This window comes from Methylobacterium sp. A49B, assembly GCF_053346215.1.
Genome location: NZ_JBKFBO010000016.1, coordinates 38975 through 52435 on the forward strand (window position 1 = coordinate 38975; position 13461 = coordinate 52435).

Genomic DNA, 13461 nt, shown 5'->3' on the forward strand with positions numbered 1-13461 from the left:
CAAGTTTCCGGCTCGACGTCAGACTCGCGCACGAGGCCGGTCACCCCTGCGGCGGCCGGTCTCGCGCCGGGGGCCGGGAGCCTGTATAGAAAGCGCGACCCCGATCCTTTTCGTCCTCAGCTCCGGGCGACCGACCTTCGGTCGCCGGCCGGGACCGCCCGATCCGAAGGCCATGACCGCCACGCCCGCCCCCCGCGGCCCCGCTCCCGGAGCCGCCCCCAAAATCTCGTTCGTCTCGCTCGGATGTCCGAAGGCGCTCGTCGATTCCGAGCGGATCCTCACGCACCTGCGGGCCGAGGGCTACGAGCTGGCGCGCCGGCACGACGGGGCCGACGTGGTGATTGTCAACACTTGCGGCTTCCTCGATTCGGCCAAGGCGGAGTCGCTCTCGGCCATCGGCGAGGCCATGGCGGAGAACGGCCGGGTGATCGTCACCGGCTGCATGGGCGCGCAGCCGGAGGAGATCCGCGAGAAGTACCCCGACCTCCTGGCGGTGACCGGGCCGCAGGCCTACGAGTCGGTGGTGGCGGCCGTCCACGAGGCGGTGCCGCCGGCCCACGACCCGTTCCTTGACCTCGTGCCGCCCCAGGGGATCAAGCTCACCCCGCGCCACTACGCCTACCTGAAGATCTCGGAAGGGTGCAGCAACCGCTGCAGCTTCTGCATCATCCCGTCTTTACGCGGGAACCTCGTCAGCCGCCCGGCCGCCGACGTGCTGCGCGAGGCCGAGAAGCTCGTGAAGGCCGGCGTGAAGGAGCTGCTGGTCGTCAGCCAGGACACCAGCGCCTACGGGGTCGATATCCGCTACAGTGAGAGCCCGTGGCAGGACCGCCAGGTCCGCGCGAAGTTCTACGACCTCACCAAGGAACTCGGCGCGCTCGGGGCCTGGGTCCGGCTGCATTACGTCTACCCCTATCCGCACGTGGACGAGGTCATCCCGCTGATGGCCGAGGGCAAGGTGCTCCCCTATCTCGACATGCCGCTCCAGCACGCGAGCCCGTCGGTGCTCAAGCGCATGCGCCGCCCCGGCAACCAGGAGCGCCAGCTCGACCGGATCCGGAGCTGGCGGCAGACCTGCCCGGACCTCGCGATCCGCTCGACCTTCATCGTCGGCTTCCCCGGCGAGACCGAGGCCGAGTTCGAGGAGCTGCTGGCCTGGCTGCAGGAGGCCAAGCTCGATCGGGTCGGCTGCTTCGAGTACGAGCCGGTGGCGGGCGCCACCGCCAACGCGCTCGGCGACCTCGTGCCGCCGGCGGTGAAGGCCGAGCGCAAGCGCCGGTTCATGGAGACCCAGAACGGCATCGCGCTCCGGCTGCAGCGGGCCAAGGTCGGCAAGCGGCTGCCCATCATCGTCGATGCCGTCGAGGGCGGGGTCGCGAAGGGCCGGTCCAAGGCCGACGCGCCGGAGATCGACGGGAATGTCCACGCCGCCTTCCGGCGCCCGGTGCGGGTCGGCGACATCGTCACCGTGAAGATCGACCGGGCCGAGGCCTACGACCTGTACGGCAGCGTCGCCTGACGGCGGCCCCCGTCTTTGCGAGCGCCGCGAAGCAATCCAGGGTGACGCTACGCTGCCGGGAGGTCCCGCTGCCCTGGGTCGCTTCGCTGCGCTCGCGATGACGGGCGCGGACAGGACTCCTGTTGAGCCCTGACCAATACACCTTGACCCCACCCTCCCGCCGCCGTCTCTGGAACAGAGCAGGAACTCACGGCGGATCTCCGAGGCAGCGATGGATCCGGAGGTCGCGCTCCGAAAAATCATCCACATCGACATGGACGCGTTCTACGCCTCGGTGGAGCAGCGCGACGATCCCGCCCTGCGCGGCCTGCCGCTGGCGGTGGGCGGCTCCCGGGAGCGGGGCGTGGTGGCGGCGGCGAGCTACGAGGCGCGCCGGTTCGGCGTCCGCTCGGCCATGCCGTCGGCCACCGCGCGGCGGCTCTGCCCGGACCTGCTGTTCGTGAAGCCGCGCTTCGAGGTCTACCGGGCGGTCTCCGACGAGATCCGCGCGGTCTTCGCCCGCCACACGGCGATCATCGAGCCGGTCGCCCTGGACGAAGCCTATCTCGACGTCACCGAGAATTTTTTGGGACTCCCGACCGCGACGGCCGTCGCCAAGGCGATCCGGGCCGAGATCCTGGAGCGCACCGGGCTCGTGGCCTCGGCCGGGGTCTCGTACAACAAGTTCCTCGCCAAGGTGGCGTCCGACCACAGGAAGCCCGACGCCCTGTTCGTCATCACCCCCGCCATGGGGCCCGACTTCGTGGCCGCCCTGCCGATCGGCCGGTTCCACGGCGTCGGCCCGGTCACCGAGGCGAAGATGAAGCGGCTCGGGATCGAGACCGGGGCGGATCTGCGCGCCTGGACGGTCGAGCGCCTGCGCGAGACCTTCGGCTCCGCGGGGGCCTACTACCACGCGGTCGCCCGCGGGATCGACGAGCGGCCCGTGCGCGCCCACCGGGTGCGCAAGTCGATCGGCGCCGAGACCACCTTCTCGGACGACACCGCCGCCTTCGAGATCCTGGCCGCCCGGCTGGCGCCGCTGTTCGACAAGGTCTGGGCCGGGGCCGACGCCAAGGGCATGCGCGCCCGGACCGTGACCCTCAAGCTCAAGTTCTCGGATTTCGCCCAGGTCACCCGGGCGAAGTCGCTCCCCACCCCCGTGGCCGACCGGGCCGGCCTGGAGCGGATCGGCCTCGACCTGCTCGCCGGCCTGTTCCCCCTGCGGCGCAGCGCGCGACTGATCGGCGTGTCGCTGTCGGGCTTCGCGCAGGACGAGCCGGACGGACCGCTGCAACTCGGGTTAGAACTTTGAGCTCAATATCAATTTTTGGTAAATAGTCTTACGATATGATGCGGCGCCTATCGTGCGTTGCCGCACTTTGAGCGCGGGAGTGCGGACCCAGATTGCAGTCATCGGGTGTGGTTTCGGACCGACCGAACACCGCCCGCATCGAAGGATCCGTCACATGTCAGATAACACGGTGCGGTTCGCCACCGCTCTGGCCCTGAGCCTGTCCGCGGGGGCTGCGCGTGCGGACAGCAACTCCGCCTTCAGCGCCGCCAACACGGCCCTGCTGCTGGGCTACACCGCGAGCCCCGGCCGCCTCTACGTCCCGACGACCGGGCCCGGCGACGCGACCGTCACCGGCCCGGCCGCCCCCGCCCCGCAGCGGCACAAGGCTCCCGCGCGCGCGCCTGCCCGCTGAGCGACCGAGAGCCCGGGGCATAGGGCCCCGGGCCTTCCGTCAGGCGTTCTTGCGCGGCCGGTGATCGGGATCGACACCGCCGTCCACCTTCGTCTCGTTGTCCACGTCGCCCTCGAAGGTCGAGTCCGCCTGCAGATCCGCCGGGTCGGCGCCGCTCATGCCCTTCGACGTGCCGATGCCGGGGTTGCCCTTGAGGTCGGCATCGGTCGGGGTGTCGGTCTTCAGATGCTTGGAGGACATGCAGTCTCCTGTCGGGTTCTGGTGACAGGCCAACGCATCGCGGCGGGGGCGGTCTCCCGGCCCCCGTGCGGCGGTTCGCCTCCCGTACCTGGAGGAGCTCAGCCAAGGCTCAGCCGATCTCCGCCGCCGCGATCCGGCGCACGCCCGCCGCGTCCATCCGCGCCCAGGCCTGCGCGAGCGACCCGTCCACGTCGATCCCCCGCACCGCATCCTCCGCCACCCAGACCTCGAAGCCCGCGTCGCTTGCGTCCAGCGCGCTCCAGGCGACGCAGAAATCGGTGGCGAGGCCGCACAGGACGACGCGGGTGATGCCGCGCTCCCGGAGCGCCCCGGCCAGCCCGGTGCGAGTCGTCCGGTCGGCCTCCAGGAAGGCCGAGTAGCTGTCGACCCGGGGATCCAGCCCCTTGCGGACCACGAGGCTCGCCCGGTCGGTGGCGAGGTCCGGCGCGAACCGGGCGCCCGCGCTGCCCTGCACGCAGTGCCGGGGCCACAGAACCTGGGGCCCGTAGGGCAGCGCCACGGTCTCGAACGGCGCCCGCCCCGGATGGGTGTCGGCGAAGGAGACGTGGTCGGCCGGGTGCCAGTCCTGCATCAGCACCACGTGCCGGAAGCGGTGCTGGAGCGCGTTGATCGGCCCGATCACCGCGTCGCCCCCCGGGACGGGGAGGGCGCCGCCCGGCAGGAAATCGACCTGCACGTCGATGACGAGGAGCAGGTCGGCCCTGCCGGGCGTCACGGCCGGTCCCTACGGCAGCATCACGATCGAGCCGGTGGTCTCCCGGCCCGCGAGGTCGCGGTGCACCTGCTGCGCCTCGGCCAGCGGGTAGGTGGCGTTGACGGCGATCTTCACCGCGCCGTCGCGGACCACCTTGAACAGGCGGGCGGCGGCCTCCTCCAGGGTGGCGCGGTTCGCCGAGAAGGTCGCGAGCGTCGGGCGCGTCACGTAGAGCGAGCCGCGCGGGGCGAGCAGGCCGAGGTCGAGCCCGGTGATCGCCCCGGAGGCCGAGCCGAAGCTCGCCAGCAGGCCGAGCGGCGCGAGGCTGTCCAGCGAGCCCATCAGGGTCGCCTGCCCGACGCCGTCGTAGACCACCGGCACGCCCTTGCCGCCGGTGATCTCGCGCACGCGCTTGGCCACGTCCTCCTCGCGGTAGAGGATGACGTGGTCGCAGCCGTTCTGCTTGGCCAGTTCCGCCTTCTCGGGGCTGCCGGCGGTGCCGATCACCGTGGCGCCGAGGTGCTTGGCCCACTGGCAGGCGATCAGGCCGACGCCGCCGGCGGCCGCCTGCCACAGGATCGTATCGCCGGGCTTCACCGCGTAGGTCCGGTGCAGCAGGTACTCGACGGTGAGGCCCTTGAGCATCATCGCGGCGGCGGTCTTCTCGTCGACCCCGTCGGGGATCGGCACGGCCGCGGAGGCCGGGATCACCGGCTCCTCGGCGTAGCAGCCGTCCGCCACCGAGCCGTAGGCGACCCGGTCGCCGGGCTTGAACTGGGTCACGCCCTCGCCGACCGCCGTGACGGTGCCGGCACCCTCCTTGCCGGGGGTGTAGGGCATGTGCGGGGACTTGTAGGCGCCGGTGCGGAAGTAGATGTCGATGAAATTGACGCCGATGGCGGCCTGCTTGACGCGGATCTGCCCGGGGCCGGGCTCGGCCAGGGGCACGTCCTCGAAGCGCATCACCTCGGGACCGCCGTACTCGTAGACCCGGATCGCCTTCGGCATCGTTGGACTCCCGCTCGCCGCCCCGTCCGGGGGCGTTGGCCTCCGAGATAACGGAGCGTCCGGCGGAGGCAATTTCTTTTTGCCCGCCCACGCTCCGGTTGTAACCCGTCCGGCCGAAGCCCCGTTCTGGATCCGCCGGCCCCGGACGCCTATCTAGGCCCTGCCATTCTCCGAGCCGAGGTCCGACATCCATGTCCGGCACCACCCGCACGAGCGCCGACCTCGATCCGCGCCGCCGCCGACTCCTCTACCGCGCCTGGCACCGGGGCATCCGCGAGATGGACCTGATCATGGGCCGCTTCGCCGATGCCGAGATCGGCGACCTGTCGGAGGACGAGCTCGACCAGTTCGAGGCGCTGATCGAGGTCCCGGACCGCGACCTGTTCAAGTGGCTCACCGGCGAGGTGGAGACGCCCTCGAACTACGACACGTCGGTCTGGCGGCGGGTGCGGGCGTTCCACCGGCACGACGCGCCGATCCATTCCTGAGAGAGCCCCTTCGAGAGAGCCCGCGATGGACGAACCGAAGCCCAATTACGACCACCCGGCCCGGTCGATCGCCACCGAGCTGGTGGTGCGGATCATGCTGGAGATGATGGAGCGCTCCGACCCGGCCCTGCGCGCCGAGATCCTGCGGCAGGCGACGGGCCGGGCCGCCGCGATGACCGAGCACATGCCCAACGCGGATTTCTTCCGCGGCCGGGTCGAGGCGGCGCTGGCGGAGATCGTCGGGCCGGACGCGTGAGCGGCGCGGGCCGCAGGCTTCCGTCGCATCCGATCGAAGCTCTCGGCCATTGAAGCTCTCGGCCGAGGCCGCGCGCCGCGTCATCACGCGCGCAGCGAAGTGACCCAGGGCAGCGCGACTTCCGGAGGTGCGGCGCTGCTGGATTGCTTCGCTGCGCGCGCAAAGACGGTGCGGCCGATCTCTTCCGCCTGGAAGTGGCGATCCGCAAGGCGCTCCGGGCCGGGCCATGCGTGTCCCCGAAGCGCGGCCGAACAGCCGTTCCATGCCGCGGCGGAGCCGCCATATAGGGTGCGTTCAGCCGTGACCGCGGGAACGCTTTATCGCGCTGGCCCGATGGGCTAACGCCACCCGACATCTGCCCCTGATGCGCCCGGCGGGATTCCCCGCGAAAGACCCGATGGCCAAGCCGCAACCCAAGCCCCCCGCGTCCGCCCCAGCCCCCAAGCCTCAGGTCGCGCGCTTCGCGCTGCCGAAATCCTCGGCCCTCGCCCGGGCGATCGACGCCCTGAAGCGCGGCGACAGCCCGGTCCTGGCGAACGCCCCGGAGGGCTTCGACGCCCTGGCCCTCGCCGATCTCGCCCGCGCCCTGGCGCCCACCGTCGATGCGCCCGCCGTGCTGGTCCACGTGGCCCGCGATTCCGGACGCTCCGCCGCGTTCCAGGCGGCTCTGGGCTTCGTGGCGCCCGAGATGGACGTGATGAGCCTGCCGGCCTGGGACTGCCAGCCCTACGATCGGGTCTCGCCGACGACCGCGGTCGCCGCCGCCCGGATGACGGCGCTGGCCCGCCTCGCCCGCACCCGCTCGGCCGAGGACCGGCCGCGCATCCTCTGCACCACCGTCAACGCCCTGGTGCAGCGGGTCCCGCCCCGCACCCACATCGCCCGGGAGGCGTTCTCGGCGGCGATCGGCAACGTCGTGGCGATGGACGACGTGGTGGCGTGGGTCGAGGCCAACGGCTTCCTGCGCACCGGCACCGTGCGCGACACCGGCGAGTACGCGGTCCGCGGCGGCATCCTCGACCTGTCGCCGCCGGGCTTGGCCGCGCCGATCCGCCTCGACTTCTTCGGCGACACGCTGGAATCGATCCGCGCCTTCGACCCGGAGACGCAGCGCACCACCGGCCAGCTCCGCTCGCTGGATCTGATGCCGATGAGCGAGGTCCAGCTCACCACCGAGACGATCCGGCGCTTCCGACAGAACTACATCCAGAGCTTCGGCGCGGCGACCCGGGACGACCGGCTCTACGAGACGGTGAGCGAGGGGCGGCGCTACGCCGGCCTCGAGCACTGGATGCCGCTGTTCTACGACCACCTCGACACGCTGTTCGACTATCTCGGCGGCGTGCCGCTGGTCTTCGACCCGCAGGTGGAGGACGCCGCCGCCGAGCGGATCGCCCTGGTCCAGGACTACTACCAAGCCCGCGAGGGCGCGATGAAGACGCCGCAGGCCGGCGTCGCCCCCTACAAGCCCCTGCCGCCGCGCGCCCTCTACCTGACGCCGAACGAGCTCAAGGAGCGGATCGCCACCGCCACCGTGGCGCGGCTGACGCCCTTCGCGCAGCCGGAATCTCCCGAGCGTGCGGTCATCGATTGCGGCGCGAAATCCGGACGGAACTTCGCCCCCGAGCGGGCCGACGAGAACGCCAGCGTGTTCGACGCCGCGGTGGCGCATATCCGCGACCTCCAGGGATCCGGTCATCACGTGATCCTGGGAGCCTGGTCCGACGGGTCGCGCGACCGGCTCTGCGGCGTGCTCACCGACCACGGCCTCAAGAAGCCCGTGGCGATCACCCGGCTGACCGACGTCTACGCGCTCAAGCGCGGCACCGACGCGGCGGTGGCGGTCTGGGGCCTGGAGGCGGGCTTCACCGCGGGCGAGCTGGCCGTCGTCTCCGAGGGCGACATCCTGGGCGACCGGCTGGTCCGCCAGAAGCGCAAGGCCAAGCGGCCTCAGGACGTGATCCTGGAGGTGCAGGCGCTCCAGCCCGGCGACATCGTGGTCCATGCCGACCACGGCATCGGCCGTTTTTCCGGATTGAAGACGATCCATGCGGCCGGCGCCCCGCACGATTGCCTGGAACTCGCCTATACCGGCGGCCTGCTGCTCCTGCCGGTGGAGAACATCGAGCTCCTGACCCGCTACGGCTCGGAGGATTCCGAGGTCGCCCTCGACCGGCTCGGCGGCGGCGCGTGGCAGGCCCGCAAGGCCAAGATGAAGCGCCGCATCCTCGAGATGGCGGGCGAGCTGATCAAGGTCGCGGCCCAGCGCTTCGTCAAGAAGGCCCCGTCGCTCAAGGCGCCGGAGGGCCTGTACGAGGAATTCGCCGCCCGCTTCCCCTTCGAGGAGACCGAGGATCAGGCCAACGCCATCGACGCGGTGCTGGACGACCTCAACGCCGGCCGCCCGATGGACCGGCTGGTCTGCGGCGATGTCGGCTTCGGCAAGACCGAGGTGGCGCTGCGCGCGGCCTTCGCGGCGGCGATCGCCGGCAAGCAGGTGGCGGTGATCGTGCCCACCACGCTGCTCGCCCGCCAGCACTACAGGACCTTCGCCGAGCGCTTCAAGGGCCTGCCGGTCCAGGTGGCGCAGCTCTCCCGCTTCGTCTCCGCCGGGGAGATGAAGCAGACCCGGGCCGGACTCATCGCCGGCACCGTCGACATCGTGGTCGGCACCCACGCGCTGCTCGCCAAGAACATCGCGTTCAAGGATCTCGGCCTGATCATCGTGGACGAGGAGCAGCATTTCGGCGTGGCCCACAAGGAGCGGCTGAAGGCGCTCCAGGCGGACGTGCACGTGCTGACCCTCTCGGCGACCCCGATCCCGCGCACCCTCCAGCTCGCCATGACGGGGGTGCGGGAACTCTCGATCATCGCCACGCCCCCGGTCGACCGGCTGGTGGTGCGCACCTTCGTGACGCCGTTCGACCCGCTGACCATCCGGGAGGCGCTGCTGCGCGAGCGCTACCGCGGCGGCCAGGCCTTCTACGTCGTGCCCAGGATCGAGGATCTCGCCGAGGTCAAGAAATTCCTCGACGCCGAGATGCCCGAGATCAAGGTCGCGGTGGCCCACGGCCAGATGGCGGCGGGGCAGCTCGAGGACGTGATGACCGCCTTCTACGAGGGCAAGTTCGACGTCCTGCTCTCGACCACGATCGTGGAATCGGGCCTCGACATCCCCACCGCCAACACGCTGATCGTGCACCGGGCCGACATGTTCGGTCTGGCCCAGCTCTACCAGCTGCGCGGCCGCGTCGGCCGCTCGAAGGCCCGTGCCTACGCGCTGTTCACGACGCCGGCGAACCGCCAGCTCACCGCCCAGGCCGAGCAGCGCCTCAAGGTGCTCCAGAGCCTCGACACGCTGGGCGCGGGCTTCCAGCTCGCCTCCCACGACCTCGACATCCGCGGCGCCGGCAACCTTCTCGGCGACGCCCAGTCGGGCCACATCAAGGAGGTCGGCTACGAGCTCTACCAGCAGATGCTGGAGGACGCGGTGACCGCGCTCAAGGCCGGCATCGAGGACGTGCCCGAGGAGGCGTGGTCGCCGACCATCGCGCTGGGTGCCCCGGTCACGATCCCGGAGGATTACGTCGAGGATCTGGGGGTGCGGCTCGCGCTCTACCGGCGGCTGGCCACCCTCCAGGACGATGCCGAGATGGAGAGTTTCGGCGCCGAGATGATCGACCGGTTCGGGCCGCTGCCGCCGGAGGTGGAGCAGCTCCTCAAGATCGGCACGATCAAGATCCTGTGCCTCAAGGCCAACGTCGAGAAGGTCGAGGCCGGCCCGAAGGGCGTGGTGGTCCATTTCCGCGACCGCTCCTACGCCAACCCGCAGGGGCTCGTGGCCTTCGTCGCCGAGCAGGCGTCGTTCGCGAAGGTGCGGCCCGACATGAGCGTCGTGTTCGTGCGCGAGCTCAACACCGTCCCGGCCCGGCTCAAGACCGCCACCGAGGTGCTGCGCAGCCTCGTGAAGATCGCCGAGCGGGGGAAGAAGGCGGCGTGAGGGCAGGGGACTTGAGGGCAGGGGACTTGAGGGCAGGGGACTTGAGGGCAGGGGACTTGAGGGCAGGCGGGCGCTGCCCCCCGCGCCCGTCTCCGGAGGCCGTCACCCGACCAGCGCGAGATCCTGCGTCTCGGTGTCGGGAATGACGTCGACCTCGACCTTGAGGCGCTGCTTGCCCGAGCCGCTGACGATGCCGTCGACCGGCGCCACGTCGCCGTAATCGCGGCCGCGGGCCACCACGATGTGGTCGTCCCGCACCGCGACGCCGTTGGTCGGGTCGAGGCCGAGCCAGCCGTCGCCGCACCAGACCGCCACCCAGGCGTGGCTCGCATCCGCGCCCCGCAGACGCGGCCGGCCCGGCGGCGGCACGGTGCGCAGGTAGCCGCTGACATAGGCCGCCGGCAGGCCCATGCCGCGCAGGGCCGCGATCATCACGTGGGCGAAGTCCTGGCAGACCCCAGCCCGCAGCGCGAAGGATTCGGCGAGCGGCGTGTAGACGGTGGTGGCCTTGGCATCGAAGCGGAAATCCTGGCCGATCCGCAGCATCAGGTCATGGGCCGCCCCGTAGGCGCTGCGGCCGGGCGCGAAGCTGGCGCGCGCGTAGTCGGTGACCGCGGGCAGCAGCGGGACGCGGCCGCTCGGGAACAGGAAATGGACCGGCGCCCGGCCGCCGAGATCACGCCCGGCCACCACGCCCGCGCGGACCTGCTCCCAGGCGATCCCGGATTCCGGCGGCGGTGGGGCCGGACGCTCGACCCGCACGGTGGAGAGCGCCTCGACGCTGAAGGTCGTGTGGGGCACCTCGAGGGTGAGCGCCACCGCGTCGATCCCGAAATAGTCGCGCCGCATCACCGCCCGGGTGGGGCTCGGATCGATCGTGACGGCGCTCGCCAGCACGCTCTGCCCCTCGCCGTCCTGCGGCTTGAGCCGCAGGGTGCAGCGGGCGAAGTGCACGGGCTTGCCGTAGCGGTAGGTGGTGCGGTGGCGCAGCGTGTAGATCACGCGAGCCCCGTCAGCTTCTCGGGACGCAGCGCGTTCGGCCCCGTGGGGAAGTAGCGGGCCGCGATGCCGTCGGCGAGGCGCTCCAGATCGGTTCCGAGGGCGGTGAGGCGCACGGCGTCGAAATCGGCGGCCTCGCCGCTGCGCAGCTCCGACAGGATCCGGATGGCGAGGCGGCGATGGGGCTCGGGGATGCCGTCCGCGGCCAGCGCCGGCAGGTCGGCGAGGTGCCGGGTGATCGCCTCCGCCTGGAAGGCGATCGAGCGCGGGTTGTAGGGATCGAGCAGCACCATGTCGCGGACCGGGTCGAGGGCCGCCCCCTGCAGGTAGCGGCGCCCGTAGCTGATCTGCGAGTCGCTGAGCGACAGCATCACCCCGAGGCAGCCCGGCGTCGCTTCGTCGTTGGCGAAGGCCAGCGCGAAGGCGCAGGTGTTGATCGCCCGCTCGATCCGCCGGCCGAGTTCGATGAAGTGCCAGCCCTCGGCCCGGCTCATGTTCTCGTGGGTGAGGCCGGCGAGCGCCGCGAGGTGGCTCAGGGCCCGCTCGGCGCGGCCCGCGAGCTGCGACTCGGTGAAGGCCCGCTCGGCGTTGAGGGACAGGAACTCGTTGAGGTCGGCCAGCACCCGCCACGCCTCGCCGGACAGGCGGGCGCGGAGCGCGGCGGCGTTGCGGCGGGCCGCGCCGATGTGGGACCGGGCCGAGCCCGGCCGCTCGCGCCCGGCGAGCGCCTCCTGAGCGAGGCGGGCGGTGGGCAGGTCGGCCGCGCCGGTGGCACCCCAGTCGTGCAGGAGCGCCCGGAGTGCCAGGGCCGCCGGGGTGTCGAGGGCGCCCGAGATGTCGGTCCCGACCGCGTCGCCGACGCTGCGCAGATGGGCGAGCACCAGCCGGATCACCGCCTCGCTGCGCTCCAGGTAGCGCCCGAGCCAGAACAGGCCGTCGGCGGCCCGGGCGGGGAGGTGGCCGCCGACCCGCCGCACCCGCGGGGCCGCCTGCGCGCCGATCAGGGGCGCGGCGACCGGCTTCTCCGACAGGACCCAGACATCCGCCGAACGGATGCCGAGCCGCAGCTCGATCGGGTCGACATCCTCGCGCTCCGCGACCCGGCAGAAGCCGCCGGGCATCACCTGCCAGCCGAGCGGCGTCCGGGTGGCGAAGACGCGGACCACGAAGGGGCGGGGCACCAGGGAAAGGCCGTCCGCGCCGCGCCCCCACCCCGGCATGGTCGAGAGCGGCGCGGCCTCCTGGGCGACGTAGTCGAAGGGCCGGTCGCGCAGGGCCGCCACGACCCGCTCCCGCTCGGCCGCCAGGACCGGACCCGCCAGGATCGCGTCGCGCCCGGCCCCGCGCTGGGGCGTGGCGGCCGGGCGCAGGGTCAGGCTGTCGAGGTTCGCCTGGGCGTGGCCTAAGCCTTCGAGATCGCCGCACCACCACGCGCGCGGATGGCCGAGCCGCAGGGGTTCGCCGAGCACCCGGCGGGCGATGCCGTCGAGGTAGGGCGCGAGCGCGGCCGATTCGACCAGCCCCGATCCCGGCATGTTGGCCATCACCAGGGAGCCGTTGCGCAGGGCCTCCAGGATGCCCGGCACGCCGAGCCGCGAGGCCGGGTTCAGCTCCAGGGGGTCGAGGAAGTCGGCGTCGATCCGCCGCCACAGGGCGTCGGCGCGCTTCAGGCCCGAGACGGTGCGCACCTGCAGGCGTCCGTCCTGCATGACGAGGTCGTCACCCTCCACCAGCATCAGCCCGAGATAGCGGGCGAGCGCCGCCTGCTCGACATAGGTGCTGCTGTAGGGCCCCGAGGTCAGCAGGCAGATCCGCGGGTCCGACCGCTCGGCGCCCAGGGCCAGGCCGTCGCGGAACGCCTGGAAGAAGGCCGGCAGGCGCTCGACGTGGAGATCCTGGACGAAGTCCGGAAACGTCCGGGCCAGGACCATCCGGTTCTCCAGCGCCCAGCCGAGGCCCGAAGGCGCCTGGGTCCGGTCGGCCAGCACCTGCCAGCGGCCGTCCGGGCCACGGCCGAGATCGGCGGCGTAGAGCTTCAGGTAGTGGCCGCCGGGGGGCGTGACGCCGTGGAGCGGGTGCAGGAATTCGGGCGTGCCGGCCACGATCGCGGCGGGCAGGAGCCCGTCGGCGACCAGCCGGCCCGGGCCGTAGACGTCGGCGAGGATCGCCTCCATCAGCTCCGCGCGCTGGACGATCCCGGCAGAGAGCGCCTCCCACTCAGACCCCTCGATCACCAGGGGCAGGCAGCCGAGCGGCCAGGGATGCTCGCGCTGGTCGCCGGCGATGCGGAACGAGATGCCCGCGTCCCGGATGTGCCGCTCCGCCGCGACGAACCGGGCCATGATCTCCGGCTCGGTGAGGCTGCCGAGTGCGTCGAGCAGGCGCGGCCAGGCTCCGCGGGGCTGTCCGTCCGGGCCCAGGAACTCGTCCGGCCGGCCGGGGGCGGGGCGGTACCCCGCGGCCCAGCGGGCGACGCGCGCCCGCGGATCCTCCGCCGGCTCGGCCCGGGCGGGGCTCGCCGCGAGCGCCGCCTCCATCACCGTCTCCC

11 protein-coding genes are annotated in these 13461 nt (G+C 72.1%); 6 read left to right on the forward strand and 5 right to left on the reverse strand.

The window, feature by feature from the left end:
- Positions 1-172 precede the first annotated feature (172 nt).
- The 3 genes from rimO (at position 173) to ACLBX9_RS02025 (ending at position 3207) form a co-directional block, all read left to right on the forward strand.
- Entirely contained in the window at positions 173-1519 is a 1347-nt protein-coding gene (gene rimO / locus ACLBX9_RS02015) for a 30S ribosomal protein S12 methylthiotransferase RimO (protein ID WP_010686815.1), read from the forward strand.
- Between the two features lie 211 nt (positions 1520-1730).
- A complete protein-coding gene (dinB, locus tag ACLBX9_RS02020) occupies positions 1731-2813 on the forward strand; it encodes a DNA polymerase IV (protein ID WP_447717713.1) in 1083 nt (360 codons plus the stop codon).
- 154 nt (positions 2814-2967) lie between these two features.
- A complete protein-coding gene (locus ACLBX9_RS02025) occupies positions 2968-3207 on the forward strand; it encodes a hypothetical protein (protein ID WP_447717714.1) in 240 nt (79 codons plus the stop codon).
- 39 nt (positions 3208-3246) lie between these two features.
- Here the strand turns inward: ACLBX9_RS02025 and ACLBX9_RS02030 are convergent, their stop codons facing one another.
- The 3 genes from ACLBX9_RS02030 to ACLBX9_RS02040 all read right to left on the reverse strand — a co-directional run bounded on the left by ACLBX9_RS02030 (position 3247) and on the right by ACLBX9_RS02040 (position 5170).
- A complete protein-coding gene (locus tag ACLBX9_RS02030) occupies positions 3247-3447 on the reverse strand; it encodes a hypothetical protein (protein WP_447717715.1) in 201 nt (66 codons plus the stop codon).
- A gap of 109 nt (positions 3448-3556) precedes the next feature.
- On the reverse strand, positions 3557-4183 hold the full coding sequence (gene pncA, locus ACLBX9_RS02035) for a bifunctional nicotinamidase/pyrazinamidase (RefSeq protein WP_447717716.1): 627 nt from the start codon (positions 4181-4183) through the stop codon (positions 3557-3559).
- 9 nt (positions 4184-4192) lie between these two features.
- Positions 4193-5170: a quinone oxidoreductase family protein gene (locus tag ACLBX9_RS02040; RefSeq protein ID WP_010686820.1), complete on the reverse strand. Its 978-nt coding sequence runs from the start codon at positions 5168-5170 to the stop codon at positions 4193-4195.
- Between the two features lie 191 nt (positions 5171-5361).
- Here ACLBX9_RS02040 and ACLBX9_RS02045 point away from each other — a divergent pair, with 191 nt between their 5' ends.
- The 3 genes from ACLBX9_RS02045 (at position 5362) to mfd (ending at position 9914) form a co-directional block, all read left to right on the forward strand.
- On the forward strand, positions 5362-5658 hold the full coding sequence (locus tag ACLBX9_RS02045) for an FAD assembly factor SdhE (protein ID WP_010686821.1): 297 nt from the start codon (positions 5362-5364) through the stop codon (positions 5656-5658).
- Positions 5659-5683: 25 nt separating this feature from the next.
- A complete protein-coding gene (locus ACLBX9_RS02050) occupies positions 5684-5914 on the forward strand; it encodes a hypothetical protein (protein ID WP_010686822.1) in 231 nt (76 codons plus the stop codon).
- A 397-nt stretch (positions 5915-6311) separates the two neighbouring features.
- Positions 6312-9914: a transcription-repair coupling factor gene (gene mfd / locus ACLBX9_RS02055; protein WP_447717717.1), complete on the forward strand. Its 3603-nt coding sequence runs from the start codon at positions 6312-6314 to the stop codon at positions 9912-9914.
- 102 nt (positions 9915-10016) lie between these two features.
- On the opposite strand, the gene ACLBX9_RS02060 is transcribed toward mfd, so the two are convergent.
- The gene (locus ACLBX9_RS02060) at positions 10017-10916 is read right to left on the reverse strand and encodes a transglutaminase family protein (RefSeq protein WP_447717718.1); all 900 of its coding nucleotides are present in this window, start codon (positions 10914-10916) and stop codon (positions 10017-10019) included.
- Entirely contained in the window at positions 10913-13450 is a 2538-nt protein-coding gene (locus ACLBX9_RS02065) for a circularly permuted type 2 ATP-grasp protein (protein WP_447717719.1), read from the reverse strand. The genes ACLBX9_RS02060 and ACLBX9_RS02065 overlap by 4 nt, the downstream gene beginning before the upstream one ends.
- Between the last annotated feature and the right edge of the window lie 11 nt (positions 13451-13461).

Coding starts and splice junctions, on each gene's coding strand:
- ACLBX9_RS02065 (WP_447717719.1), bottom strand. CDS start 13,450: ATGGAGGCGGCGCTCGCGGCGAGCCCCGCCCGGGCCGAGCCGGCGGAG.
- mfd (WP_447717717.1), top strand. CDS start 6,312: ATGGCCAAGCCGCAACCCAAGCCCCCCGCGTCCGCCCCAGCCCCCAAG.
- ACLBX9_RS02030 (WP_447717715.1), bottom strand. CDS start 3,447: ATGTCCTCCAAGCATCTGAAGACCGACACCCCGACCGATGCCGACCTC.
- ACLBX9_RS02045 (WP_010686821.1), top strand. CDS start 5,362: ATGTCCGGCACCACCCGCACGAGCGCCGACCTCGATCCGCGCCGCCGC.
- dinB (WP_447717713.1), top strand. CDS start 1,731: ATGGATCCGGAGGTCGCGCTCCGAAAAATCATCCACATCGACATGGAC.
- rimO (WP_010686815.1), top strand. CDS start 173: ATGACCGCCACGCCCGCCCCCCGCGGCCCCGCTCCCGGAGCCGCCCCC.
- ACLBX9_RS02050 (WP_010686822.1), top strand. CDS start 5,684: ATGGACGAACCGAAGCCCAATTACGACCACCCGGCCCGGTCGATCGCC.
- ACLBX9_RS02040 (WP_010686820.1), bottom strand. CDS start 5,170: ATGCCGAAGGCGATCCGGGTCTACGAGTACGGCGGTCCCGAGGTGATG.
- ACLBX9_RS02025 (WP_447717714.1), top strand. CDS start 2,968: ATGTCAGATAACACGGTGCGGTTCGCCACCGCTCTGGCCCTGAGCCTG.